Raw genomic sequence first — 25,814 nt, forward strand, 5'->3', positions numbered from 1 at the left:
CGGTATCGGAGAATCAGGGTCGATAGAGGTAACGCTGGCATTCTCTCATATGCCATGATGCGGTTAAGATAGCAACTCGCAGTTCTCTGCGGTAGGTATATCGGCAAACAACAACAATACGCACAGGCATCGTGACACACAAGCCAACCACCCCGCACAGCATTCTGTTCGTCGTGCCCCGCTTTCACACCAACATCTTCGTGGCAACCAAAGCGCTGGTCAAATCCGGATACAAGGTTTCGGTATTCGCAGTGTCATCACGGGCCGAGGAAGATCACAGCATCGTTCAGCCAGTCGTGTTCGGTGAACGCCCATCGCTGCGCAAGCTGCGCCGCGCCATGAAGCAAGCCGATCCCGATCTGGTGTTCCTTCGCACCTCGCGCCCGCTGTCCTACCTGGTCGCACATATGTGCAGCTTCGGTCGGCGCAAGCTCATCCACTACAACCAGCGACCGCTTCACTTTCCACGCAAATGGTACGAGATCTGGGAATGGTGGCTTCAGGGGCTCAGCGCGGAGAGGGTTACACCGCGGCTTGGAAATGATCTGAGCCAGCCCGCGGATCGTTACGCCACCTATCTTCCCTGGCCCGTCGAGGCAGTCGAAGGCATCACACGCGTCCCCCGACATGATGGGCCTCTGCGTGTGATCTGTGTCGGCAAGCTGATGCAACCCCGCAAGAGCCAGGACAAGCTGATCGAAGCGATGGAGGATGCGCTGCAATCCGGACATGCAACCCTGACACTCGTTGGTTCAACCGGAACCGCTACAGGCGCGGCCCAAGCGCATTACAACAAGCTGCATGACCTTGCCAAACGGTCAAACGGCGCGATCCGGATCCTCGAAAACATTCCCTACAGCGAGATGCCGCAGCTCTACGCCCGCCATGATCTGTGTGTCCTGCCGTCGCGTAACGAGCCGCTGGGCACATCACCCATCGAAGCCATGGCCTATGGCACAGCACCGTTGGTCACGACTGGCTGCGGGTCTGCATGCTATATCACGCATCGAAAGGATGGTTTCGTCGTGGAGCAGCGAAGCGTTCCTGCACTCAAGGCCATGATGGACGAGTTGATCGCATCGCCCGAATTGGTAGCCCAGGCCGGAAGGAACGCTGCGGAAACAGCAAAAGGGGAACTGGGCCCGCAAACCTTTGTGAAGCGCGTCGAGACCTTGCTGGATCGCTAGAACGGGTCTGCCGAAACCTGCAATGCGTGATCGTCCGAAATCTTCGACGCGCAGTCGTAGAGTTCCACGAACGCCCTATCCCCTCCCTGTAACGCGAAATTCGCAACCGGCAGGCGACGATTGTTGATCAGTGTCGCACGCCGACCCACGGAAATACGTTCAAGAAGCTCAACGGCGTCCGACCCCGAAGGTAGCGCCGCACCGATGGATGTTCCCTGCGCCCTGCCCCGCAAGCGCCAGAAGCCACCATCGACATCCAGACCGAACGAAACGTCCCGCTGCGCCAAGTCCCAGCGTGGGTCCGTGACGAACAGCGCGATGCGCCCGCTGTCATAAAGCGTCAGATCGAAGCTCTGCCCGGCCCTGTTGCGCGTGGATGCGGAGCACCACAGATCACCACCATCGGTATCAACCGTCAACTCGACCCGCCAGGCACCGCCTGAGTAGAGTTCCGACCTGTCAAGATGCGGGGCCGACATGACCGACCCGGCCGTCAATGAAACAACCAAACCCGTTAGAAAAATTGCAACCCAATACCGCATCAGTCTTCTTGCCCGCATCTCACCCGCTCTTGCGCGACTTGCGCCGTTTGACACCGCCTCTTTGCCCCGGACGGCCCGCCGTCGAACGACCACGCGCGCCAACCGCCGCCTCAGTGGCAGCCTCGACAGCCGACTGTCTTGCGAGGGGATCATCGCTGACCGCAAGATCAACCGCCTCCAATCGCTTGATTTCATCACGCACTTGCGCGGCTTCCTCGAATTCGAGGTTCTCCGCCGCTTCGCGCATTTTCTGTCGCAGCCCGTCGAGATGCGCTTCCAGGTTCGCCCCGTGCATCGGCTTGTCAATCACAGCCGTCACGCGGTTCATGTCCACATCGCCCTGATACAACCCGGCTAGAATGTCGTCGACATTTTTGCGCACGGTTGCCGGCGTGATTCCGTGTTCCTCGTTATAGGCCATCTGCTTGGCACGCCGACGATCGGTTTCATCCATCGCCCGCTGCATGGATCCGGTAACCTTGTCGGCATACATGATCACGCGCCCATCCGCGTTGCGCGCCGCGCGCCCGATGGTCTGGACCAAGGATGTTTCGGACCGAAGGAAGCCTTCCTTGTCGGCGTCAAGAATGGCCACCAGACCGCATTCGGGGATGTCCAAGCCTTCGCGCAGCAGGTTGATCCCCACCAGCACATCGAAGGCCCCAAGACGAAGGTCGCGCAGTATCTCTATCCGCTCAATCGTGTCGATGTCCGAATGCATGTAGCGCACACGAATGCCCTGCTCGTGCAGGTATTCGGTCAGATCCTCTGCCATGCGTTTGGTCAGCACCGTCGCCAGAACCCGCATGTCCTTTGCGGTGACCTTGCGGATCTCGTCGAGCAGATCATCGACCTGCGTCGTGACCGGACGCACCTCGACCTGCGGATCCAGCAGTCCCGTGGGACGGATGACCTGTTCGGCAAACACGCCGCCGGTTTGCTCCAGTTCCCATCCACTCGGCGTGGCCGATACGAAGACCGATTGCGGGCGCATGGCGTCCCATTCCTCGAATTTGAGCGGACGGTTATCCATGCAGGACGGCAGGCGAAAACCATGTTCGGCCAGCACCGATTTCCGGCGGAAGTCACCGCGATACATGCCACCGATCTGGGGCACCGAGACGTGGCTTTCATCGGCAAACACGATGGCGTGGTCGGGAATGAATTCAAACAGCGTGGGTGGCGGCTCCCCGGGCGCGCGGCCTGTAAGATACCGCGAGTAGTTTTCGATCCCGTTGCACACACCCGTGGCTTCCAGCATTTCCAGATCGAAATTCGTACGCTGTTCCAGCCTCTGGGCCTCCAGCAGCTTGCCCTCGCCCACAAGCTGATCGAGCCGTTGGCGCAGTTCCTTCTTGATGCCGATGATCGCCTGCTGCATCGTCGGTTTCGGCGTCACATAGTGTGAATTCGCATAAATCCTGATCTGGTCGAAGCTGTCCGTTTTCTCGCCGGTCAGCGGGTCGAATTCGGTGATCGCCTCCAGCTCTTCGCCGAAGAAGGAAAAGCGCCAGGCCCTGTCCTCAAGGTGTGCCGGGAAGACCTCCAGCACATCACCGCGGACACGAAAACTGCCGCGCTGAAAGGCCTGATCGTTGCGCCGGTATTGCTGCGCGACCAGATCCGCCATGATTTTGCGTTGGTCATACTCCTGCCCGACATGCAGATCCTGCGTCATCGCGCCATAGGTTTCGACCGACCCGATACCGTAGATGCAGGACACCGAGGCCACGATGATCACGTCGTCGCGTTCCAGAAGCGCCCGGGTGGCCGAGTGGCGCATCCGGTCGATCTGTTCGTTGATCTGGCTTTCCTTCTCGATATAGGTGTCGCTGCGTGCGACATAAGCTTCGGGCTGGTAGTAATCGTAATAGCTGACGAAATACTCGACCGCGTTGTCCGGAAAGAAACCCTTGAACTCGCCGTAGAGCTGCGCCGCCAGCGTCTTGTTCGGGGCCAGAATGATCGCGGGGCGCTGCGTTTCCTCGATCACCTTCGCCATGGTGAAGGTCTTGCCGGTGCCGGTTGCGCCCAGCAGCACCTGATCGCGTTCGCCATCCACGAGCCCGCCGGCAAGCTCGGCAATGGCCGTGGGCTGGTCGCCAGCGGCGCTGAATTCCGTTTGCATCCGGAACCGGATGCCCCCTTCCAGCTTCTCGCGATTGCGCACATCAGGGGCGGCTGCGTGAAGTATCGGAATATCCGGAGCCTGTGTCATTCTGAATGCCCTTCTAACCCTGCGACGCTGTTGCTCAAGTAAACTCCCGGTGACAGGATGACCTGATCAGCCCTTGCTACCACCGCGATTCCAGCGGATAAAGCCGCGCAAGTTACGGAGATTGCCATGCTCGCTCGTATTTACAAGCCCGCTCGCACCGCGATGTCTTCGGGAAGTGCGAAAACCAGGAAGTGGGTGCTGGAGTTCGCCCCGGCGTCCCCTCGCGAGATCGATCCCTTGATGGGCTGGACAAGCTCGAACGATACGCGACGCCAGGTCAAGCTTACCTTCGACACGAAGGAGGAGGCACTCGACTACGCCAAGGAGCACGGCATCGAAGCCACGGTCCAGGAACCCCACAAGCGACGCACCAACATCCGCCCCGGCGGCTACGGCGAAAACTTCGCGACCAACAGGCGGAACGTCTGGACGCATTGAGGGTGTAAATCGGGGCAAAGTTGTCTCGGAATCGGAGCGAAGATCCCGCGAAACCTAGATGTAGGGCGCTCAATGGGTGCCCTCTCCATATGTTGATGCCACGAACCTCCGAGCCTCGCAGCGCGAGAAATTCTGACCAGAAACACTCCTCTGGCCCGCAAGCCGTTCAACAAATCCAGCTTGATAGAATTGGGAGCCGAAGTGCTGGCAAACTTGCTGCTTGAAGCGGTCAACGGCGATACTGCGCGGCAGCGTCGGGTGCGAATGACTCTGGTTGCCGATGGAAGGCCCAAGACCGTGACTCCCGATATCCGCGGAAGCTTGGCCGCGATCCGGCAGTACAAAAGGTTTCTGATCTTCCCCGCGCGCATAACTCGTCCAAGCGCTGACTGAGATCATCCAACGCGTCGGAAGTCGTGTCGCGCCCACCGCGCCATCTCTGGACTTTGACCTGCACTGGGCGCAGCTCCATCTGGCCGAAAGTATCCAGGAGCGCATCAATGACAGCTGAGGCCCCGTTCACCCGGGTTCGACAGTTAAGCCGAGATTTGGACGGACTGGCCTTTTCCGCACACAATGAAATCAATGGCTTGTCGTCCTGAAGGTGCTCTTTTGGGCGAAGTTTTGTTGTAACACGTCTTAGATGATAAGCGGCTTGTTTGAATGATCATGGATGGCATATTGTTCGTCCATGTACACGCGCATCACCGAATCCGGCGGCCGTCGCTACCTGCAACTCGTCGAGGGTCACCGCGACGAGGCCGGAAAGGTCCGCATCAAGGTCGTCGCCAATCTCGGCAGGCTGGACAAGATCAAGCCCGGCAAGCTTGACCCACTGATCAACGGCCTGAACCGCGCCGCCGGCCGGCTCGAGAATACCGCCTCCGATATCACCTATGAATCTTCTCTGGGTTATGGCGATGTTTTGCGCTGCATGAGATCTGGAAGGATCTCGGTTTCGACCGTGCGTTGAACCGGGCGCTGCGCTCCGGACGGCGCGAGATCAATGCCGAGGCACTCATCCGTGCGATGGTGTTCAACCGCCTCTGTGCTCCGGACAGCAAACTGGGCTGCCTGCGCTGGCTGGACACGGTGGCGATGCCGGCCATGCCGGAAACCGTGACGCATCAGCATCTGCTGCGCGCCATGGATGCCCTGATGGACCATGCGGATGCCGTGGAGGGTGCTCTGGCCCACCAGATCCGCCCACTGGTCGACCGCGATCTGGCCGTTGTCTTCTACGACCTGACAACCGTGCGCATCCATGGCGAGGGCGCAATGGAGGACGATATTCGCGCCTTCGGCATGAACAAGGAGATCGGCGGCATCGCCCGGCAGTTCGTGCTTGGTGTCGTGCAGACCTCTGACGGCCTGCCACTGCTGCACACCGTTCATCCGGGCAACACGGCCGAGACGAAGACATTGCAGGGCATGTTGCAAAGGGTGCTCCAGCGGTTTCCGGTCCAGCGCGTCATCCTGGTAGCTGATCGCGGGCTGCTGAGCCTCGAGAATATCGGCGAACTGACATCTCTGGCTGATCAGGGCGGCCGCAAGCTGGAGTTCATCCTTGCCGTGCCCGCCCGCCGTTATGCCGAGATGGCAGAAACCTTCCGCGGGCTTGCCTTCGACGATGATGGCCTGGCCGAGGATACCTTCGCCGGGCATCGCCTGATCGTCGCCCATGATCAACTGCGCGCTGAAGAGCGATCAGGCCGGCGCAGGGCGCGCATCCGAGAGCTCGAAGATATGGCAGAGCGCATGGTGACGAAGCTTGATCGGCAAGATGACGGTGAGACCGCCCGCGGTCGTCGCGCTTCCGATCGTGGCGCCTACAGCCGGTTCACTCGCGCCGTCGCCGAAGCCGAACTGACCCGCTTCATCAAGCCCGACCTGCAAGCCGACCGGTTCAGTTGGAGCCTCGACGAGGACGCCATCGTACGAGCGGAACTCTTCGACGGCAAACTCGCGCTGCTGACCAACGCGTCCGATCTGACGGCGCCTGACGCCCTATCACGCTACAAGGCCCTGGCCGATATCGAGCGCGGCTTTCGCGTGCTGAAGTCCGACATAGAGATCGCCCCCGTCCACCACCGGCTGCCCGACCGCATCCGCGCCCATGCCCTGATCTGCTTTCTCGCGCTGGTACTCTACGGCGTCATGCGCATGCGCCTGAAGGCAAAGGGGCATTCCGCAAGCCCCCGCACAGCACTCGACATGCTCGCGTGCATCCAGAAACACACCGCCCATGCGGGAAACCGCACCCTGCACGGCGTCAGCAGAACAACACCGGAGCAACTCGACCTCTTCGAAGCCATGGATCTCCCCAAACCCGCCTGACGGGCTTTGTTGTCACATTTTTGGCTAATCGGCCTTAACAATATCAATTGTTTAAGCGCTTTGCTGATGAACTTGGGCGTTCAAGATACGATATGCGCTGTGATGGGTGGCATCTAGGTCAGATCGCCCCTCGTCCTACGCTCTATCCAGTGACTTTGGCCGAGCATGCCCTCGAGGCCATAATGTGTCTTGGGGGCTTGATGGGGATGGCCGGAGGTCGTCAACCCTACCGCATCATTGTGGCCAGATCAGACATGAAAGGCGGGGAGCCGACATTCGCTGCGCTTTGCTCGAATGACTGACAATAGCATAAGTCGGCGATGCTTCGTTGTAACCTGCGCGCAACCGCGAGCCAGTCGCGACACTTCGTTGCGCCTAGTCAAGCCGACCATTTGGCTTGCGAAGGTGATTTCGGTCTTTCGGAATTCCTTCGACATTCAAGAATGTTAAGCGGCTTGACTGAGTCGCAAACTTGATCCACTCCCATCATTAGGACGATACTGGGCCACTTCAGCACTGAGCGCTTTACCCATGGATGAACCGGATTTCATCGTTGATTACGACGCAAAGGCACCTTCACCCTTGGACCCGCATATTGCCAATGTCTGGCTTGGCGCGACGTCCAACCGTTTCGTCGATGGGTATGACTTGGAGGTATCGGCCTCTTTCGGCGAGCAAATGATTCCACTTGAAGGTGACGACTTCTCTCTTTCTGTCTCCTTGGGCATCAAGAAGGCGTCCATTGAGGTTCAATTCAAGAACTGCCAACTGGACCCCATTTTCGAAAGGTCGGGCGACACATATGCTAGAGAAGATATTGATCGCAGGCAGCGAGGGTGGGGTATCAGTACCGAGGTAGAAGCGGGCGCATCTTCCAGTGCGCCCATTCCAGACGCGAAGGGGGTCGCGAAAGCTGGCAAAAGCTATGGAAGCGAGTCTTTTACTACCGAAACCCGAAGGCGGACGCGCCGCTGGAAGCAAATGGGGCCGCAGACCGTTGAAGTGGAGGATGCGGGGCGCGTTCTAGAGGGGCAGCTAGTCGATAGAGAGAAAGGGTGGTTCGTAAAGCCTGACCCAACTATGGATTTCTCAGCGGTGGTTGCGACCCTAACGACGCGCGGCGAATGGATTCAATTCGGTCGAGTTGACGATATCAAACCAAGCGGTGGTATTGGCAAGCGCGCCGCCCGGTTCCTGAAAGGTAAAAAGACAAGGGACAAGGATCTGTTCGGGTTGTTGCTCCGGACCCTCGCCGCACGGGGGCTGCAGAACGCACTGAGCCGGGATGCGACGTTGGCGGTCAGTCTCCATGTACTACGTAAGCCGACCACCCTTGATGAGCTAAGGGAGGAACGTCCAATGGTGGTCCCCGCAGGGCCTCCCCTGCGATCTATCGGCGTCGATTCATCTGTAATTGACACTTTTCTCCAGACGGACTCTCAAGGGCGCGTCGCAGTGTTGAGAGAAGTCGGCGTGTCCTCAGAAGAACTGCAAAGAGTCCTGAGCGAAAACGGCGGTCAAAGTCCCCGTTCCGAACGCCTCTTCATCGCTGGCACCGCCCCACCATCGGCTTTAGCATCGCTCGAATTCACTATGTCCAGTGATGAAGCTGTTCCAACAGGAGATTGGGACGCCGCAAACCAAAACAGAAGTCGCACCGATTTGGTGGCACTTGGTTTGATCGAGGTCCGCGACGGAAGAGTTTACTCTCTTGTGCCTGACAGCGCATCTGCCGAAGACACGCTGCGGCACGCCGCCATGAAGGCACCGACGCTGCAGGTCACACGAGAAATCTTGCTCGAGGACCCCCACCGGGCAGGGGTTGAGATCGGCGAGGAAATTGGCACGCGTTTCAGCCGGAACTACAATACAGAAGCCTCGAAGCTGAGGGTTGGGAACGCTTTGCGCAGGTGGGCAGTATGGCTTGAACCTCACCTTGTCGATCCGACCAATGCCAAGGGCGCGGCCCGCTTGCGTATTTCCGCGAAGTCCGAACGTCCGGGCATCGGCGCGCCAAGCTTCGCGACGCCTGAGAATGTCCGGAAGGCACAGGCGGCACTGGACCAGGGAGTACGTGCGGAAGACGTCGCAAAGATGATCGGCGTGTCACGCGCAACGATCTACGGATGGTCCAAGCAGGGTATCGTCTCCATCCCCAAAATCAGATGACGACTGACCTGCCGCGAAACAATGTACCCAAAGTCAGAGGGCTATTTTTGTCTCAGCGTAGCCATTGGAACCTAGAACGGGGAGCGGAAGTTCGCTGCGCGGTAGAACGAATGACAATACAGAAGCCTCGAAGCTGAGGGTTGGGAACGCTTTGCGCAGGTGGGCAGTATGGCTTGAACCTCACCTTGTCGATCCGACCAATGCCAAGGGCGCGGCCCGCTTGCGTATTTCCGCGAAGTCCGAACGTCCGGGCATCGGCGCGCCAAGCTTCGCGACGCCTGAGAATGTCCGGAAGGCACAGGCGGCACTGGACCAGGGAGTACGTGCGGAAGACGTCGCAAAGATGATCGGCGTGTCACGCGCAACGATCTACGGATGGTCCAAGCAGGGTATCGTCTCCATCCCCAAAATCAGATGACGACTGACCTGCCGCGAAACAATGTACCCAAAGTCAGAGGGCTATTTTTGTCTCAGCGTAGCCATTGGAACCTAGAACGGGGAGCGGAAGTTCGCTGCGCGGTAGAACGAATGACCGCTATGCCCATCTTTGCCGACGCTCGGAAGCTGATCAGGTCGCCAGCGTTCTGCAACTGACTTACCATGTCGGCATTTTAGTCCGCTTCCCTTGTCCAAGTCAGACGATGGCCGCTACTCTCCCAAACATAAATTGATAGGGGGCGATTCATGCGTACGCTGAAGCTTGATTTAGAGTATTGTTATGGAATTCGAAAGTTAGAGCAGGCTTTCGAATTCACGAGATGCAAGGCCGTTGCGCTATATGCACCAAACGGCGCCATGAAATCGTCGCTCGCCAGGACGTTCCAAGACATCGCCGACAAGAAGAAATCGTCCGACAGGATGTTCCCGGACCGCCCTACGAAACGGTCGGTGCTAGATGAGAACGGCGCCGAACTAGACCCGGAATCCGTCCTCATCATTCGGCCATACGATGAGGACTTCGGAAGCAGCGAAAAGACCTCCACCCTTCTCGTTAATTCGGCTCTTCGAAAAGAGCACCAGAAACTCAACGAAGGCATTGAAGGCGCGAAAAAGGTGCTTCTCGCCGCATTGAAGGTCCAGTCGGGATCAAAGAAGGACCTCGCCGCCGAAATCTCGTCGACGTTCACCAAGACCCCCGAACAGTTTCTCATCGCGATCAATCGCGTCGCTGCGGAAGTAGACGAGCAGCCGGAAGCTCCATTCGCTGAAATCCCATACGATCTCGTTTTCGACCCGAAGGTTGTCGAGATGCTCCAGCAGGAGCAGGTGCGGGAGGCACTCGAAGACTACATCAAGCGCTTCAATGAACTTATTGACCAGTCCCAGTATTTCAAGCGCGGGACATTTACCTATTATAACGCCGACGTGATCGCGAAAGCCCTCGCTGACAACGGATTTTTCGATGCGGCTCACAGCATTCGCCTGAACTCCGGTGAGAAGGTCGAAATCACGTCGAAGAAACAACTGGAGGAATTGGTCAAGGGTGAGAAAGAGGGCATCACGTCAGATGCCGAACTGCGAAAGAAATTCGACGCGGTCGAGAAACTCCTCCACAAGAATGCCAATGTCAGAGAGTTCAAGGAGTTCGTTGCTGACCATGAAGATGTTCTTCCGGCTTTGGAGAACGTCGCAGACTTCAAGGAGCGGGTCTGGAAGAGCTATTTCGTTAAGCACCGGGACGCCTTCGATCATCTGGTCAAGGAGATTCGCGCCGCTGCGGAACGAAGGAAAGAGATCGAGGAAGCTGCCCGTAGTGAACGGACTGCATGGCAAGAAGTCATAGAGATCTTTAACGAGCGGTTCTTCGTCCCATTTGAACTCAAGGTGAAGAATCTCGTCTCAGTTGTGCTCGACGAGGACAAGATTCCGAAACTTGGGTTCACCTTCAAAGAAGGGGATGATCGAAAAGAGGTCGAAAGGGATGCGCTCCTTGATGTCCTCAGTACGGGCGAACGCAGAGCGTTCTACATTCTGAACATCATCTTCGAGATTGAGGCGCGGCGGAAGGCGGGTCAAAAAACGCTGATTGTCGTCGACGATATTGCAGATTCCTTCGACTATAAGAACAAATATGCGATCATCCAGTATTTAAAGGATATCTCAGAAGACGATAATTTTCGACAGGTCATCCTCACCCACAACTTTGACTTCTTTAGGACAATTCAGAGCCGTTTCGTCAGCTACAATTCGTGCTTCATGGTCGCAAGAAAAGAAGAAGGTATCGATGTCAACAAGGCTATCGGGATCAAGAACGTCTTCGTCAATGACTGGAAGGTGCATTTCGGGAGCGAGCCGAGAAAACGGATTGCCTCAATTCCTTTTATGAGGAACTTGGTGGAATACACAAAAGGCGAAACCGACCCAGACTACGCGACGTTGACCTCGCTGCTTCACGTCAAGGATGGCACGCTTGGCATTCAGGACAGTGATCTCTTCCAAATCTACCAGACCATCTTCGGCAGCGCACCAGTGAACGCTACTCCGTCCGGAGGTTCTGTGCTCGACCTAGTCTATCAGGAAGCGGACGGCTGCCTACAAGACGGAGACGCGGCCAACTTCGAAAACAAGATCGTTCTCTCGGTCGCCACTAGGCTACGTGCAGAACAGTATATGCTGGGGCGGATCAACGACCAGAGTCTGCTGGCAGGCATAACCGGCAATCAGACGACGGACCTCTTGAGGCGCTTTCAGCATGATTTTCCAGGTCACGCCGCTATCCGGACCATTGATCGCGTGGTTCTTATGACACCGGAGAACATCCATCTGAACTCCTTCATGTATGAGCCGATCCTGGACATGTCAGACGAGCACCTCCGCAAAGTTTATAGTGAAGTGAAAGCGCTCTAGCAGAAACTATCGGGAATGAGGTCGTTCGCCCTTCAAGAGTAAGTGATTGTTAAGCAGCCAGCATCCGATCATCAGCCCAGCAACTGAAGGCACCACGTCTACATGCCAACAAATTCCGAACCTACACAGCCCGAAATCAGCACGGCTGCAACTCTACTGGCTGTCGCTGGCGATTATCCCTTGCACAAGTTGGGTTGGAAGGCCTTTCAAGATCTCTGCATCGGGGTAGCTGAGGAGTGCCTTCGCAGGCCGGTCCAGAACTTTCTGCCGGGCAACGATGCCGGACGTGATGGAGCGTTTGTAGGTCGTTGGGAAGGTGATGATCCAGCCGCTGGTGAATCAACGATCCAATGCAAGTTCACCTCCAAGGAGGCCAATAATCTCAGTCTCTCAATGCTGAGTGATGAACTTGCCAAGGCTGAAAGACTTGCCCAAAAGGGGTTGGCCCTCGACTACATCATACTAACGAATCATGCGATCACGGGTGAAAGCGAGCTTGCTATCCGTGCCGCGTTTCAAGGCGTCGGGGTTGGTCGATGCCGTATTTTTGGTAGCGATTTCATTAACCGTCAGATACGCACCTCTTCACGGCTCCGGATGATGGCCCCGCGCCTATATGGGCTTGGCGATCTGAACGACGTACTCGATGCGCGCGCCTACGCGCAGGCCCAGTTGATCCTCAGCGCCATGGGTGAAGATTTGCAACGGCTTGTTGTCACTGAGGCTCATCGTCGAAGTGTACGGGCGATCAGCAAGCACAATGTCGTGCTCCTACTCGGTCCGCCTGCAGCTGGGAAATCAACAATTGGCGCGAGCATCGCCGTTGGCGCGGCCGATATATGGCGCAGCTCGACAATACGAGCCACATCACCAGAAGACGTACAGCGGCACCTAAGCCCGGATGTTGCCCAGTTTTTCTGGATCGATGATGCGTGGGGGAACACCCAGTATCAGCGCCAAACGGCAGAGGCATGGAACCAGGTATTCCCGCTGATGCAGGGCGCAATGAAGCGCGGCACCCGGTTTCTAATCACATCACGCGACTACATTTGGAAAGCGGCTCAGGCGGACCTTAAGCTCCAGGCTATTCCGGTGATGAAAACGAGCCAAGTTGTTATTGACGTCCAACAACTGAGCAACGCTGAAAAGGCTCAGATCCTTTACAACCACCTTAAATTTGGCGATCAGCCTCAGAAATTTCGATCTGCGATTAAGGAGTTTCTTCCAGCTATCGCTGAGAGAAAAAGCTTCCTCCCAGAGACTGCACGCCGGATCGGTTCACTCTTCTTTGCGGGTGACCTAACGATCAAGGAAGCCGACGTTGTTGGTTTTTTCGAGAGACCGGAGCAATTCCTTCTCGACACCATTTCCAATCTTTCGAATGACTGCAAGGCAGCAATTGCAACGATATTTCTGAATGGCGGAGTTATCCGTTCCCCCGTAACTTCTTCGATTTTGTCAACCGCTGTGAGCGCATTTGGTAGTACAGAAGCCGCAACGCGGCGCGAGTTGCAAACGCTTAGCGGTAGTCTTTTGCTATTGGCGCAAGACGAACATGGCCCCTATTGGACCTACAAACATCCCACTGTGAGTGATGCATTTGCGCGCTATCTCGCTCAGTCTCCAGAGCTCGTCGAGCTTTACCTTCGTGGAGCAAAGCCGGAAACGATCCTATACGCTGTCGTTTGTGCCGGGGTGACGATTCAAGGCGCGCCCATGGTGGTTCCCGCGACCTTAAACGAGCTTCTTTTTGAGCGGATCGGGAATTTGGCCGCAGGCGCTTTGCGGACTTTTGTGTCCTACCGTTCGAACGTCGCGTTTTCACAAATCATGCTGATGCGTAGGCCAGATATTCTTGAAGGTGCGCGACACTTCATATCGCCGATCCACGAGGATCCCGATGCGAGCTTCCTTGTGAACCTGCATCGGCAGAAGGTGTTGCCTATCGATTGGCGTGACCACCTAGCAACCAAGCTACTCCAAGCATTGGAGGACGAAGCCGATCCAAGCGTTTTTGAAGCCGACTACATAGAAACGATTCTGACTGAGCAAGAAGTCCAGCAAGCGGCTGTTCTCGCCCGAGACAAAGTGCTGCCTAACATTCCGCATTACGTGCGCGCAGTGCGAGAGGAATGGTCAAACGACTATCCACCGGAGGATCATTTCTACGCCTTGGAGACGGCGATAGAGACGATCAGTCGTGCTATCGATGAAGTAGGGAAAGAATCTTCTCGTCCAGATCCCATGCTTATTTTGCATCGGGAGGTTCGTCACGCTGTCGACGAAATGGAGGAAGACTACGAGCCTCAGTCTTCGACGTCCGCGCCAGTCGCTACATCTACTCCTCAGAACGCAGGTCTTCACAGTCTCTTTCGGGATGTGGACGAATGATCGGATTCTGCCCTGTTGCTGGTACGGCGAATGGCTGCTTCGACGGCCGACAGCGCAGCAAGTTTTGTGATGACTCAACGGCAGCTATGGTGAAGGTTTTCTGATGCGGGTCGCGTTGGAACGCTGCGCACTGGCGCGACCACGACCCGCGTTGGAAAACCTTCACCAAAGTTCCAAATGCTGCGGAGCACTCCAAGGTCCGCTTTGTCAAGTTATGAGCAAGACAGCATGTAGCTGGCAGCTACGGGAAGTGTATTGGATGGGTGTAAAGGATGCGAAAATTTTTTGTGTGGCGAGTATTCCGACTGGGTTACCTTGCAAGCCTGTGAAGCCGATGTATGCTATTCTAATACCAGAAATAATTCTAGTTCTCACATATCTAAGCCGCTTTTCTGAGTAGCCTTGTAATATGTGGGTAGGGGAGCCTAAATGATCGATTTCGGAACGCCTTCAAGGGTCAAGTTGCGGCAAGATACTGAGCAACTTTTGGAGCAAGTTGATCTTGCCATAACAGAGTTCAACAAGTTGAGGCCGCTTAGTGATGACGTCAAGGGTCGAATAAAAATGGCATTCTTACCTGATCGGGTGACGTCGAGTTTGAATATGGAAGGCATTGTCGCAACTCGTAGGCAAACATTGGCGATCATGGACTCGATGACGGTCAATGATTCATCGTCAAAGTCAGAACAAGAAGTGCTCAACGCTCTGAGTGCGGATGAGCTTACACTTGATGCTGCGGAAGATGGGCAAAGATTGAGCGCAGCATTATTGCGACAAATTCATGCTTTAATTGAAGACAAGGTTGGTGAAACGCCTGGGTGTTACCGCGAAAGAGATGTCAAAATATCCCAAGCAGCCTTTACCCCCGCCTGCGCACGGTAGTGTGCCAAGTTTGATTGACGATATGATCGCGATTTACGTCAAGGATGATACGGCCCACCCTGTTATTAGAGCTGCTTGGCTTCACAACCGCTTCACACACATCCATCCGTTTCTGGATGGAAACGGTAGGACTGCTAGGCTGTTGCAAGATTTCGCATTGTTATCAGGAAAACTCTTCCCAACAGGGGTACCTTCTGCTTTGCGTGATGATTATTATGATGCTTTGGCTGACGCGGACAATGATGATTGGGATGGTCTTGTAGCAATCATCGCCAACCGCCAGCTTAGTGTGATCGCTAAAGCAAGCGGCATAGCAATGGAGAGGGAAGAGCGGTCAAAGTGGGTGGCTCGACTTGCCAAAAAAGCTGATGACAAAAAGAAAGGGGCTCAGCACAAGCAATATCTAGTTTGGGCCCACAAAATGAACGAAATCCAGTCAGCATTTGAAGCTACCGCTCAAGAAATCAGTGATGTGTCAGATGTACTTTCGGTTGAGCACCAGTCATACCCGATAATCGACTTTAAGACTTGGAAGAACCTAGGAGCCGGTAAAAGAGCAACCGCCACATGGTTCTTCGGTCAGATTCTCATTGTTGATGGGGACCGAGCTTACCGGTTTGTTGTATATTTCCGAAAACACTTGAGCTTTCCTTCTGACCCGTTCGTTGATGGCGAACCCATAATTAGCCTAAGGTTCACTGGCGGTAAGCCGCATGAAAAATACGACTTTGGACAATTTTCAGATCCGGACATTAGGCTCCGGGAGCTGCTTTTCCATGCGGAAGATCTGTACGTTTACTATTTCAACGGAAAGATGAGGCAGGGTCGTCACGAACAAATCGAACAGTGGGAGCATAGTACTGAATTCACAGCCAACGACATTATCGAACACTTGTATAGTGACTTGTTTGAGAACAAGAACGGCGTCTAGGTAAAAGCAGATGTGCCAGTGACCGTAATTGCGGCCGAAGTGTTGCCCGGGTACTGAACTGAACCCAAAAAATATATCTGGCGCATTGTCTGAAAGCCGCCATTGGCGCAACCGCAGCGAATTCACACTTCGTCCGCATTTCTGCCGCTCGACCAGCGCGCGGCGAAGGTTGGGAGCGAGCCCAATTTTCTGATGCTGCGACTGGATCGAACGGCCGCTATCAGTCCAACGACAAATCGAAATGCATAACGTCTTCGCGGGTACCGAGCTTCGTGTACAAGGCAACGGCAGGTTCATCGCCATAATCTGCCTGCACATAGATAACCCAGCCGCCATTCGTTTTTGCGATGGACTTAAGGTCATCGATCATTGTGGTTGCAACACCGCAACGCCGCCATTTTTCCGCGACAGCCAAATCGTAGATGTAGAATTCTGAGCGCTCTTGCTCGAATTTGGGTAATTCATACGCCACAAGTGCGCCGACAACGTTCTCGCCCGCCAAAGCCACCAGCGCGACGACATCGGTCCGTGCGAGAAGTGCCTGCCTGTAGTCCGGTGTGGGCCTCGCACTGCTGTAGCTTTCCGGATCGTCAAAGGCCTCCGCAAAGAGGTCAAGCATTGCGTCGAGATGTTGATAGTCACCGGAGACCAATCGATGGATGGTGATGCTGTCGAGGTCGGTGCTTGGGTTCACATCGAATATCCTTTGAAGCCTAGACTTGAGTATACTCTGCCTTGTAAGCCAAATGAATGCGGACCTTCTGCAACGGACACCCAACGACAAGAAAGTCCCGCTCACCGGACCTTCGCCCCTCGAAAATGCTGCTCGATGGACGAATGGCCGGTCTCGGGAAGCCGCAATGCGGCACCAGCGCTAGGCATGAAGGTCGGGTTTGGGCCGTCCCTGAAGACGACCCAAGTCATTAGATTTCAATGGCCTCTGCAATCGCAAGAGCATCCTCAAGCTCGACGCCGAGATATCTAACGGTGCTGTCCATCTTCGTGTGGCCCAACAGCAGTTGGACTGCACGCAGGTTGCCCGTCTTTTTGTAGATCTGCGTCACCTTCGTGCGCCGCATCGAGTGCGTGCCGTATGCGCTCGCCTCCAGACCGATCGACGTCACCCAATCACGGACAATCCGCGCATATTGGCGGGTCGATATATGCATTCGCTCGTGGAACCGGCCGGGCCAGAGGTATTCGGATCCGACCATCAGCGGGTCCCGCATCCATCTTTCGAGCGAGGCTCGGGTACCTTCCGAGATTTCGAAGCGAACAGGTTTTTGCGTCTTGCTCTGCAGAACCGACGCACGTTCCTTGATCTGGCCAGATGCCATGACATCGACGACCTTCATTTTGACCAGATCGCAGCCCCGCAGTTTGCTGTCGATGGCAAGATTGAAGGGTGCCAGGTCACGGTGGTTCTCGGCCAGTTCAAGTCGGACTCGGATCGCCCATACGTGCTTGGGCTTCAGCGGTCGTTTCTGGCCAACGATACGTCCTTTGTTCCAGGCTGGGCGAAGCGCGCGAATGGCCGGTAAGTTTGGTGTTTCCATGACTGATCCTCCGATCCGCCATGCCCTCCCAAAGCGACAACCCGACGTTGCCCGGAGCACTCTATCACAACATGCCGAGCTGCCTCCGACGTCAGCAAAGAGCCCTTCTCCGACGCTAGGCAACGCCGTGTGTCACTCAAACGTCGCGCGTGGCGTCCGAGAAACCTGCATCACTTCAACCGATGCTGCAATGGTTTCGAACGACTGCCTTTTCAGCACAACGGAAGCGCTCTCGCCAACCTAAAGCCAATCTACAAACTGTCCATGCGGGCCTGTTCGAGCAATTGCACAACCATTGTGAGAGAGAACAAATGCCCCCGGTCGATCCTCTAACATATTCGTTGATGCAACGTTGGGAAGGATATTGGCGCCTTCGTTCGCAAGCCATTCCGCTCCAAGGTCATGGACGAGCGTCGCAAACTCTTTGCGAACCTCCGGTGCGACGTAATTCAGAACTGCGGTATGAAAGATCACGAGACGTGCGTCTGTAGGAGCTTGTGCGGCCAACGCTTCAGTTTTTTCCAGTAGATCACCTGCAATGACATTCGGCGGATCACGTCTGGCAAGCGTGATTGCCGCTTCCAGCCGGGAATACCTTTCGGTTTGTTCCGGCCAGACCAGTGTCTTGAGCCATTGCATGTCCTCGTCACTGCGAACGTCCAACGGATTGAGATCAAGGCCCGCGCGCCATTTTATTTCAGGAAGAGAGGTTGGAATGGGGGTTGTGTTGGATGCTTTGCATGGAAAAACTGGGGCGCCACGCTCTGTGGGGCGCAGCATGGCGCGGCCATAGTCGTAACCGTAGCGGTCGGGAAGAAGGCATAGTCCTGCCGCAGCCCCGACTTCGATAATGGCAAGGGGTTCATCGAACTGTGCAAGCGCCGGAAGGAGGCAGGCACAGCGCCCAGGTTCGTTTGTTTGTGTGGACCGACGGAGGATGACGGGTCTCAGCTCATCCCACGCCGCCAAGGCGTGCTGAGCGAAGTCAAGGCCAGCATCCGGCAGGCCTACAACATGGCGTGTCGACGCGAACAGCAGGTTTGGCTGCTGCTTTCCATCCGGCAACTCCAAAAGCCGGTCAAGTAAGTCATCATTCTCAGCCGCCGAGGTCGCGTAGATTTCGTAAGTTGGCGAGACGCCATGCGCTTCACGGTGTGCAAATGCAAGATAGCGGTCGGCGAGTTCTTTCCGGCTTTTTCTCATGTGAAAAAATTACGGAGAACACATGCACTACGAAAGGCTTTTTTGGCCGTTCGATCCAGAGTGGGTTGCTTTGCAGACATTCTCGCAACCGCAGCGAATTCACCCTATGTCCCGCGTTGCCGCCGTTGGAGGGGCCTGTGGCTGCAGCCCGGAGAGAGTCCAATCCTACCAAGGTCGGCCTGTACTCAGCGGCGCGCAGACAGTTCAGAAACTAACGCGGGAAGCTTTTCGTCGAAAGCGAAAGCTTCATTCGACCAATGCTTGAAATGCCCCCCTAGCTTCAAACGTTCGGCAGCCTCTTCACCGATCATGCTTGTAGCCACGCCTTCATCGCTCATGTGATGTAGGACATCAGATACCATCGCCAATACCTGTTCTAAATCGTCAAACCCGTAGGTCGCACACAAGAGCGATAATCGCGGACATCCGTTCCTTAGTTGCGCCTCTGACCTCTTCTGGAGGTCACCGACCCCGAACGAAAGCGGCGTCATCCAATAGGCCAGATACGCGAGGTCGCGGCAGCGAGGGCCTGGCCCGCTAAGGTCAAAATCTATGATTGCCGTTGCGCCATCCACCCCGAAAACCATGTTGTATGGGGCGAAATCGTTGTGATTGATAACTTCGTGCTGGCATTTATCTGGGTATGCATACGCCCAGTTGCCGGGTTCCGGCGGTATGAAGTCGAGCGAGGCATCGTGCAAATCCCGCAGCAACTTTGCGCTAGCAACAACATGATCCTCGTTGTCCCATAGGTTTTTGGGAAAGTCTGTTGCGCCTTCGATGAACAACAGTATTTCGCGATCTTCCTCATCGATACCTAGAAAGCGCGGACTGGCGACGTTCTTCGCTTCGAGATGCAATAGCAAAGCATGGATGTTTGGGCTTTGAGGCGACATCTTGCGCCTAACAGTGTTGCCAGCCTTCACAACGGTGTTGACGTTCCCGCCAGATAGAGCAACTTCCGAAGGTTCATCTTCCATGGTTGCATGGTAGCACATGGCAACACATTCGAAAGTCTGCTTTCGAGTTCGCATTTCTGCCGCTCGACCAGCGCGCGGCGAAGGTTGGGAGCGATGCAGGTTTCTCGGACGCCACGGGCGACGTTTGAGTGACACACGGCGTTGCCTGGCGTCGGAGAAGCGCTCAAGCGGGCAATCGCGGGTTTGGAATTGGGCGGATCAGCTGGGTCTATGGGGATTTGAAGCGGTTGATTGCCCAAGGTCTCGTTGCGCAGGTTGGGCTGACTGCACTCTTGCAGGCAGCTTCGGCGCGGGTCTTGTGAGCTTTGATGAACATGCGTCGCCCCTCGCGGATATCGACACCATTCTGACCACTACGATCCGGGCTGGGGGCATGCCGGTCGGGTCGCAAGCGGTGTCGCGAGCGGTGGGGATTGGAATTCCGGTCTTTGGCGCGCGTGTCATGCAGCGGCCCTCGCTGTTCCTGGCGGCGCTCTGGGATGTCGTTGCGGCGCGATCGTTTCGACGATGATCCGTTGCCCACCGCAGCAGGGGCATGGCAGCGCGAGGACGCCGCGGTGCGCATCGGTTTCGTCGATCGTGTCATCACAAACGTGACGCTGGTCTGGTGTTTCGGCCCCAAGCAGTTCCCTGATCCTGGCGATATTGGCGGCACGGTTGCCATTCCCGAAGAAGCCGTAGTGGCGGATGCGATGCTGCCCCTTGGGCAGGACATGGATCAGGAACCGGCGGATGAACTCGTCGGTCTTCAGGGTCATGGTGGTATGCCGCCCGGGGCCGTTGACGCGGTAATCCTTGACGCGGAAGGTGACGCTCTGGTCGTCCACGCGGATCAGGCGGCTGTTGGAGATCGCGACACGGTGGGTGTAGCGCGACAGGTATGCCAGCACGGCCCTGGGTCCAGCGAAGGGCTCCTTGGCATACACGACCCAATCGATCTTGCGCAGCGGTTGCAGGAAAGTGTCGAAGTCCGCACGATCAACAAGCTCGGCATGATCGCCGAAGAAGTGCAGCTTCCCGGCTTTGTGCAGCCGGGCCAGCCCGTCCAGGATGAGGCGGCGGTACAGGCGGGACAAAACCCGAACGGAGAGGAAGAAATTCCTACGGCAGGCGATCCACTTGGTGCTGTCCGCAGACAGGCCGCCACCCGGCACGATCATGTGGACATGCGAATGATGCGTCATCGCCGAGCCCCAAGTATGAAGCACGGATGTGACGCCGACCCGGGCGCCAAGGGGTTTGGGGTCGGCGGCAATCCTGATCACCGTGTCCGCGCTCACCCGCATCAGCAGGTTGTAGAGCTCACGTTTGTTCTGATGCGCGATGTCGCCGATCGGTTTTGGCAGCGTGAAGACAAGGTGGAAATACCGGACAGGCAGAAGTTCGGCCTCCCGTGCCGCCAACCATGCCTTTGCCGCACCCGCCTGACATTTTGGACAGTGCCTGTTCCGACAAGAGTTGTAGGCAATGTGTTCATGCCCACAGTCTTCACATCGCGCGATATGGCCGCCAAGCGCCGCCGTGCGGCAGCGCTCGATGGCGCTCATCACCTTCAACTGATCGAGGCTGACATGGCCCGCGTTGGCCACCCGCCAGGCAGGCCCATGGGCGTGGAAAATACCCGCAACCTCCAGCCGTGACTGAGGCAAGGCGGTTTACGAAGCGCCTCTCTTACCCGTCTTGCGCTTCGCAGCGGTCAAATCGTCCAGCGGGCTCGCCACCGCCGAGATCATGCCGGTAGCAACGCTGGCATGAGCCGCGCGGTCGTGGTCAGTTTGGTGTGCCCGAGCAGCGCCTGAATGACCCGAATGTCCACGCCGCGCTCCAGAAGATGCGTCGCGAACGAATGGCGCATCGAGCCGGAGGCGCGTCTTCGACACGACGTGTGCAGCGTGACCGGCTTGGTGATGCCTGCCGTCCGCGTCGCCTCCTTGAACAGCCGTGAAATCTGGCGGGCGGAGAGATGCCTGCCACGATAGCCGGGGAAGAGAACGCGATCGGGCCCGGGCACGCCCGTGTCCTGGCCGGTCGGGCGTTCGGTCCACCACTCGCGCAACAGGCCCAGGATATCCGCGGGCAGCATCACGTTGCGATCCTTTCGGCCCTTGGCCTGCACGATGCGGATGATCTTCTGTTCCCCGTCGATGTCGCCGACCTTCAGCCGGACGACCTCGCCCGCGCGCATGCCGCACCCGTAGGCGAGCGAGAGCATCACGCGCGCCTTCAGGCCGGGTGCCATGGCCAGAAGACGTTTGACCTCATTGCGGCTGAGCACAAGCGGCACCTTCACCGGCTCCTTGAGGTGGAAAACCTCGGCCGCCAGATCATGTCGCCGCAGGGTGACCCGGAGCAGAAACTTCACCCCGGTCATCGTCTGGTTGCGGGTGCAGATACTCGTCCCGCTCTCGATCAGATGCCGCTGAAAATCCCGTACATCATCTGGTGTCGCTGTCTCCGGCGAGCGCCCGAGCCAGGCCGCAAATCGCTTGCAGGCGCGCAAGTGGCCGGTCTGCGATGCCGCGCCGAGGTTGCGTGCCGACATGTCCGCAATCATGCGCGCGCGAAGGGGGGTCGTCGGTGTGGAATGCTGAACATTCATGGGAAAGCCCTCTGTCAATCGAGGCAAAATCACCTCGGCCAACAGCACACACCCGGCATCGAAAACCGCGAAGCAAATCCCAGTTCAGCGCAACGCCCACCACACAGAGCCACTATCGCGTAGCGATTTAGTGCCCGAGCCCGTTTTACCAAATGCTGCGTCGCTCTCGAAGGGCTGCTATGGAGCGGTAAAGCGTTAAGAGGAATCGCGCTATGACAAGCAAACCTTTTCGATCTTACATCATCTGCACTGCCCCACGCAGTGGAAGCACGCTACTGTGCGGATTGCTTGCCGCGACAAACGCCGCGGGAAACCCGGACTCGCACTTTCACTCGTTGTCGCTCGACGATTGGCTGGATGACTACTGCCTGAAGCACATCGATTATGCTTCGCAAGAAGAAGCTGTTCGCGCCATCTTCAAGGCCGCCTTGTCGCGGGGCAAAGGCGATACAGATATTTTTGGTTTGCGAATGCAGCGTGGCAGTTTCGACCACTTCATGCAGCAACTAAAACTGCTGTTGCCGGGCCGCATGAGCGATGTCGAGCGAATTCGAAAAGCATTTGGCCCGACGTTATATATCCATCTTTCCCGTCCAGACCGGCTGAATCAGGCTATCTCGCGTGTTCGTGCCGAGCAAACGGGCCTGTGGCATCGCAACTCTGACGGCACAGAGCTGGAGCGCCTCGCTCCTCCGCAGGAACCGCGATATGACGCCGCCGCTATCAAGCGCCACATGATCGCGCTCGAAGCACTCGACGAAGCTTGGGAGCGATGGTTCGAACTGGAGGCGATGGAGCCAATGCGCATCAATTATGACGCCCTGTCGATAGACCCTAAACAGGTTTTGGCGCAGGTACTCTCCGCGCTGAACCTTGATCCAAGCCGAGCCCAGTCTGTCGAGGCGCCAACAGCAAAGCTTGCTGACGAATTGAGCCGTGAGTGGCGAGATCGATTTGAGAGTGAGAGCTGAGTTTATGCAATACGCAAACGAACGCAAAAGTTGGCACTCGGTTCGTTCCGCCAGACGGCTGGTTTGTCCCGCTGTGCCGCCGTCCGCACAACAGGCGGTGAGCGGCAGGTTCAGAGTCTTGTTGCCTATTCGATTGACCACAGAGTTTCTGCAAGCAAAAGACCCGAGTGATGCAGTAGGTTCTCAATCGAAGGTTGCTCAATGATTTTGCCCGGAGTGATATTCGATATGGACGGCCTTTTGCTGGACACGGAGAAAGTTTGCCTTGAGAGCTTTGTCGAAACGAGGCGAATATTCGCACTTTCCGATAGCCCCGACACTTTTCTCAGGTGTGTCGGGCTTCGCGGGCAAGAGCCTGCCAGAATTATCGGTGACAGCCTTGGCGACAATGTCAGTTTTGATGATTTCAGTCGGGAGTGGGACCGACGTATTGACGCGGCCCTTGGGCGCGAAATTCCTGCAAAGCCAGGTGCGTTGCAACTGGTTCAAATGCTTGCCGATAAAGGATATTCTCTGGCAGTTGCAACATCAACTGAGACGGACAGGGCTTGTCAGCAGCTGGGATCTTCTGGCTTTCTAGAACACTTCGAATGTGTGATCGGGGGAGACAAGGTTATAAGGCACAAGCCAGACCCGGAAGTTTATTATAAAGCTGCGGATCGACTCGGGTATCAAGCAAGAAACTGTATTGCGTTCGAAGATAGCGAAACAGGAACGCGCGCTGCAATCGCATCAGGAGCACAAACCGTGCAAGTGCCTGACTTGATTGCGCCTTCGGACGAATTGCACGCTATGGGTCATGTGATTGCCTCTGGTATCATAGAGGGAGCTATTGCTGTGGCCTTATTGCCTCGGAAGACATATCCTGAAGGTCTGCGAAGTCCCGCACTGCGGACCCCGGACTGGAAGACGATGCTGCACGTTGCCACCAAGGACCGGTTCAGGGAAGCTGCGACGCAGCGATGACCAACCTGGTTAATGTCCGCTAATGGGATGTGTCGGCTGCTTCCCCACCGTTGGGTTATCCTTAACCGGGATCAACACCCCATGACGCCGAGTTCCGCAACAATGCCGAGTGGATGACTAAAGTTGGCGCGAAACAAGTAGGCGCGCTTTAGCATCTGACATCAGGGGGAATACTACTCGATTTTCCGCACAGAAGGCGAATGTTGCGAAGCACGAGATTGTTCCAGATCAGCCGAGGTAGCCCGCGCAGAAAATCAGCCATGGAGCCCTTACCGCCCGCGCGTAGTATTTTCAGGCTTACTGATGGCGGCACGGGTTTGAACCAGGATTTCACGCTGGCTGCCTTGCCTTGTTTCAGCAGGGATAATGCCCGGCCTGTCGTTTCAGGGTTATTCCAGTCCGAAGCATAGACAACACAGCCGTTGCGATTGATGATGAAGATCGAGTTCGGATATCCCCCATAGGCCTGATGGGCTGCTCCATCCAGGTCATCAACAAATATCCTGCGGTTTTCCCCATCTGAACGGAGTCGTGCCGCGCAGCTTTGCTTTTCTTCGTCTGATTGGTGCGAAGCAATGGCAGCACCTGGATGCGCCTCGCGTACATAGAGCACAGCAAAGTCCACGTCCTGGTGCTCGCGGTGCAGTGCAACCATGGTTCTCCGGCGTCCCTGAAATAACGGACAGGTCAGACTCCCCATTTCCAGCACGAGGAAAGTGCCGTCAAATTCAAGAAGACGGGATTGGCCGCCCTCGGCTCGGGTCAGGTGGAAATCAGGGGCGGCGGTGCCTGGCTGCGGGCCGCGAAAATTGACAAGATCGTAGTCCTTGGCGCTGAATTGGCCGTAGTTATACATCTTGCGTCCTTTCTTGGGCGGCGAGGTTTTCTGACATCTTCTTCAGCACTTGAATCATCAGCTCTGCATCTTCGGCAGTAACTCCCCTCAGAGAGAGGTCGATGATGCTATTCGCAGTTTCCGCAAGACCTGCAAATTGGGCACGGCCCTCAGCGGTCATTGCGATATCCACGACCCGACGGTCCCTGCGCGCACGCATACGCTCGATCAGCCCCTTGCGTTCCAGTCGGTCGATCAGGCGCGACACAGTTGTGGGGTCGCGTAGGGTCAGTTGCGACAGGTCGCGCGGACTCAATTGTTCATGTTTGTTCAGGATAAGTAGCAGGGCCCATTCTTCGCCGGTCACGCGATGACCATTGGCAGCGAAGGCCGCCTCAAGCTCCTTTCGGAGCTGAAACCCCAGATGGTTTACCCAGTAGTGCGGAAGGCTGTCGTAGCTCATCATTATTGCTAATTACATTAATTGCTAACAGCAATCAATATGAACTCGAAGGACGACACATATCTGACCGCGCAGCATCAACGGGGCACGTCTTCCATAGCGGACTGCGATGAATCGTAGCTATCCTTGGGAATCACCAACGTCGCCAACTGATGAATGGGGAGTTGTAAAATTTCAGAAGAAGCAAGGCGAACATGCTACTCTCTGCGAGGGGGAAACAGCGGCCTCGGGCCAAAGTGCCCCTTTAAACCTCATGGTATTGTCGCGATGCAGCCTTTTCCTAACGGCCATTGGCCACG

20 protein-coding genes and 2 pseudogenes are annotated in these 25,814 nt (G+C 56.4%); 12 read left to right on the plus strand and 10 right to left on the minus strand.

Translation table 11 applies throughout. The features are described from left to right. Positions 1–131 precede the first annotated feature (131 nt). A complete protein-coding gene (locus FPZ52_RS06980; RefSeq protein WP_146364771.1) occupies positions 132–1,187 on the plus strand; it encodes a glycosyltransferase family 4 protein in 1,056 nt (351 codons plus the stop codon). On the opposite strand, the gene FPZ52_RS06985 is transcribed toward FPZ52_RS06980, so the two are convergent. Then, the gene (locus FPZ52_RS06985) at positions 1,184–1,729 is read right to left on the minus strand and encodes a hypothetical protein (protein WP_146364772.1); all 546 of its coding nucleotides are present in this window, start codon (positions 1,727–1,729) and stop codon (positions 1,184–1,186) included. The genes FPZ52_RS06980 and FPZ52_RS06985 overlap by 4 nt on opposite strands. 19 nt (positions 1,730–1,748) lie before the next feature. Further along, entirely contained in the window at positions 1,749–3,947 is a 2,199-nt protein-coding gene (gene uvrB / locus FPZ52_RS06990; RefSeq protein WP_146364773.1) for an excinuclease ABC subunit UvrB, read from the minus strand. Positions 3,948–4,073: 126 nt separating this feature from the next. Here uvrB and FPZ52_RS06995 point away from each other — a divergent pair, with 126 nt between their 5' ends. The 9 genes and pseudogenes from FPZ52_RS06995 (at position 4,074) to FPZ52_RS07030 (ending at position 15,942) form a co-directional block, all read left to right on the plus strand. Beyond that, positions 4,074–4,385 (plus strand): ETC complex I subunit, encoded by a 312-nt coding sequence (locus FPZ52_RS06995; protein ID WP_146364774.1) that lies wholly within the window; start codon positions 4,074–4,076, stop codon positions 4,383–4,385. A 150-nt stretch (positions 4,386–4,535) separates the two neighbouring features. Next, complete coding sequence (locus FPZ52_RS19550) at positions 4,536–4,778, plus strand: DUF6880 family protein (RefSeq protein ID WP_420851709.1); 243 nt, start codon at positions 4,536–4,538, stop codon at positions 4,776–4,778. Between the two features lie 298 nt (positions 4,779–5,076). Next, positions 5,077–6,722: pseudogene (locus FPZ52_RS07000) on the plus strand (IS1634 family transposase). A gap of 531 nt (positions 6,723–7,253) precedes the next feature. Further along, complete coding sequence (locus FPZ52_RS07005) at positions 7,254–8,891, plus strand: helix-turn-helix domain-containing protein (RefSeq protein ID WP_146364775.1); 1,638 nt, start codon at positions 7,254–7,256, stop codon at positions 8,889–8,891. 151 nt (positions 8,892–9,042) lie between these two features. Beyond that, positions 9,043–9,309: a helix-turn-helix domain-containing protein gene (locus FPZ52_RS07010; protein ID WP_146364776.1), complete on the plus strand. Its 267-nt coding sequence runs from the start codon at positions 9,043–9,045 to the stop codon at positions 9,307–9,309. Between the two features lie 266 nt (positions 9,310–9,575). Beyond that, a complete protein-coding gene (locus tag FPZ52_RS07015; RefSeq protein WP_146364777.1) occupies positions 9,576–11,738 on the plus strand; it encodes an ATP-binding protein in 2,163 nt (720 codons plus the stop codon). Positions 11,739–11,840: 102 nt separating this feature from the next. Continuing rightward, complete coding sequence (locus FPZ52_RS07020) at positions 11,841–14,129, plus strand: nSTAND3 domain-containing NTPase (RefSeq protein WP_146364778.1); 2,289 nt, start codon at positions 11,841–11,843, stop codon at positions 14,127–14,129. 429 nt (positions 14,130–14,558) lie between these two features. Next, on the plus strand, positions 14,559–15,011 hold the full coding sequence (locus FPZ52_RS07025; protein ID WP_146364779.1) for a Fic family protein: 453 nt from the start codon (positions 14,559–14,561) through the stop codon (positions 15,009–15,011). After that, on the plus strand, positions 14,935–15,942 hold the full coding sequence (locus FPZ52_RS07030) for a Fic family protein (RefSeq protein WP_146364780.1): 1,008 nt from the start codon (positions 14,935–14,937) through the stop codon (positions 15,940–15,942). The genes FPZ52_RS07025 and FPZ52_RS07030 overlap by 77 nt, the downstream gene beginning before the upstream one ends. A gap of 220 nt (positions 15,943–16,162) precedes the next feature. Here FPZ52_RS07030 and FPZ52_RS07035 read toward each other — a convergent pair whose 3' ends face one another. From FPZ52_RS07035 to FPZ52_RS07060, 6 genes and pseudogenes are all read right to left on the minus strand, one after another. Beyond that, positions 16,163–16,609 carry an AAC(3)-I family aminoglycoside N-acetyltransferase gene (locus FPZ52_RS07035; RefSeq protein ID WP_420851710.1) on the minus strand — a complete coding sequence of 149 codons (447 nt, stop codon included), beginning with the start codon at positions 16,607–16,609 and terminating at the stop codon, positions 16,163–16,165. A 256-nt stretch (positions 16,610–16,865) separates the two neighbouring features. Continuing rightward, positions 16,866–17,498: a tyrosine-type recombinase/integrase gene (locus FPZ52_RS07040; protein WP_146364781.1), complete on the minus strand. Its 633-nt coding sequence runs from the start codon at positions 17,496–17,498 to the stop codon at positions 16,866–16,868. Between the two features lie 240 nt (positions 17,499–17,738). Further along, entirely contained in the window at positions 17,739–18,701 is a 963-nt protein-coding gene (locus FPZ52_RS07045) for a DUF2332 domain-containing protein (protein WP_146364782.1), read from the minus strand. Positions 18,702–18,886: 185 nt separating this feature from the next. Then, positions 18,887–19,681 carry an aminoglycoside phosphotransferase family protein gene (locus tag FPZ52_RS07050; RefSeq protein ID WP_168201277.1) on the minus strand — a complete coding sequence of 265 codons (795 nt, stop codon included), beginning with the start codon at positions 19,679–19,681 and terminating at the stop codon, positions 18,887–18,889. Positions 19,682–20,121: 440 nt separating this feature from the next. After that, on the minus strand, positions 20,122–21,330 hold the full coding sequence (locus FPZ52_RS07055; protein WP_146364784.1) for an IS91 family transposase: 1,209 nt from the start codon (positions 21,328–21,330) through the stop codon (positions 20,122–20,124). 6 nt (positions 21,331–21,336) lie between these two features. Beyond that, a pseudogene (locus FPZ52_RS07060) lies at positions 21,337–22,280 on the minus strand (tyrosine-type recombinase/integrase). A gap of 212 nt (positions 22,281–22,492) precedes the next feature. Between FPZ52_RS07060 and FPZ52_RS07065 the strand changes: the two are divergent. After that, positions 22,493–23,251, plus strand: coding sequence for a Stf0 family sulfotransferase (locus FPZ52_RS07065; RefSeq protein WP_146364785.1), 759 nt, complete (start codon positions 22,493–22,495; stop codon positions 23,249–23,251). A gap of 201 nt (positions 23,252–23,452) precedes the next feature. Further along, positions 23,453–24,217: an HAD family hydrolase gene (locus tag FPZ52_RS07070; protein ID WP_146364786.1), complete on the plus strand. Its 765-nt coding sequence runs from the start codon at positions 23,453–23,455 to the stop codon at positions 24,215–24,217. Between the two features lie 148 nt (positions 24,218–24,365). Here the strand turns inward: FPZ52_RS07070 and FPZ52_RS07075 are convergent, their stop codons facing one another. Both FPZ52_RS07075 and FPZ52_RS07080 read right to left on the minus strand, forming a co-directional pair. Continuing rightward, positions 24,366–25,073 carry a deiodinase-like protein gene (locus FPZ52_RS07075; protein WP_146364787.1) on the minus strand — a complete coding sequence of 236 codons (708 nt, stop codon included), beginning with the start codon at positions 25,071–25,073 and terminating at the stop codon, positions 24,366–24,368. Then, the gene (locus FPZ52_RS07080) at positions 25,066–25,515 is read right to left on the minus strand and encodes a MarR family winged helix-turn-helix transcriptional regulator (protein WP_205758572.1); all 450 of its coding nucleotides are present in this window, start codon (positions 25,513–25,515) and stop codon (positions 25,066–25,068) included. The genes FPZ52_RS07075 and FPZ52_RS07080 overlap by 8 nt, the downstream gene beginning before the upstream one ends. Positions 25,516–25,814: the final 299 nt, after the last annotated feature.

The organism is Qingshengfaniella alkalisoli (assembly GCF_007855645.1).
Lineage (GTDB): Bacteria > Pseudomonadota > Alphaproteobacteria > Rhodobacterales > Rhodobacteraceae > Qingshengfaniella > Qingshengfaniella alkalisoli.

What these genes read in the sequence shown, in the direction of transcription:
- FPZ52_RS06985 (WP_146364772.1), bottom strand. Translation starts at nt 1,729, where the DNA reads ATGCGGTATTGGGTTGCAATTTTTCTAACGGGTTTGGTTGTTTCATTG.
- uvrB (WP_146364773.1), bottom strand. Translation starts at nt 3,947, where the DNA reads ATGACACAGGCTCCGGATATTCCGATACTTCACGCAGCCGCCCCTGAT.
- FPZ52_RS06995 (WP_146364774.1), top strand. Translation starts at nt 4,074, where the DNA reads ATGCTCGCTCGTATTTACAAGCCCGCTCGCACCGCGATGTCTTCGGGA.
- FPZ52_RS07005 (WP_146364775.1), top strand. Translation starts at nt 7,254, where the DNA reads ATGGATGAACCGGATTTCATCGTTGATTACGACGCAAAGGCACCTTCA.
- FPZ52_RS07015 (WP_146364777.1), top strand. Translation starts at nt 9,576, where the DNA reads ATGCGTACGCTGAAGCTTGATTTAGAGTATTGTTATGGAATTCGAAAG.
- FPZ52_RS07020 (WP_146364778.1), top strand. Translation starts at nt 11,841, where the DNA reads ATGCCAACAAATTCCGAACCTACACAGCCCGAAATCAGCACGGCTGCA.
- FPZ52_RS07025 (WP_146364779.1), top strand. Translation starts at nt 14,559, where the DNA reads ATGATCGATTTCGGAACGCCTTCAAGGGTCAAGTTGCGGCAAGATACT.
- FPZ52_RS07040 (WP_146364781.1), bottom strand. Translation starts at nt 17,498, where the DNA reads ATGGAAACACCAAACTTACCGGCCATTCGCGCGCTTCGCCCAGCCTGG.
- FPZ52_RS07045 (WP_146364782.1), bottom strand. Translation starts at nt 18,701, where the DNA reads ATGAGAAAAAGCCGGAAAGAACTCGCCGACCGCTATCTTGCATTTGCA.
- FPZ52_RS07050 (WP_168201277.1), bottom strand. Translation starts at nt 19,681, where the DNA reads ATGGAAGATGAACCTTCGGAAGTTGCTCTATCTGGCGGGAACGTCAAC.
- FPZ52_RS07065 (WP_146364785.1), top strand. Translation starts at nt 22,493, where the DNA reads ATGACAAGCAAACCTTTTCGATCTTACATCATCTGCACTGCCCCACGC.
- FPZ52_RS07070 (WP_146364786.1), top strand. Translation starts at nt 23,453, where the DNA reads ATGATTTTGCCCGGAGTGATATTCGATATGGACGGCCTTTTGCTGGAC.
- FPZ52_RS07075 (WP_146364787.1), bottom strand. Translation starts at nt 25,073, where the DNA reads ATGTATAACTACGGCCAATTCAGCGCCAAGGACTACGATCTTGTCAAT.
- FPZ52_RS07080 (WP_205758572.1), bottom strand. Translation starts at nt 25,515, where the DNA reads ATGAGCTACGACAGCCTTCCGCACTACTGGGTAAACCATCTGGGGTTT.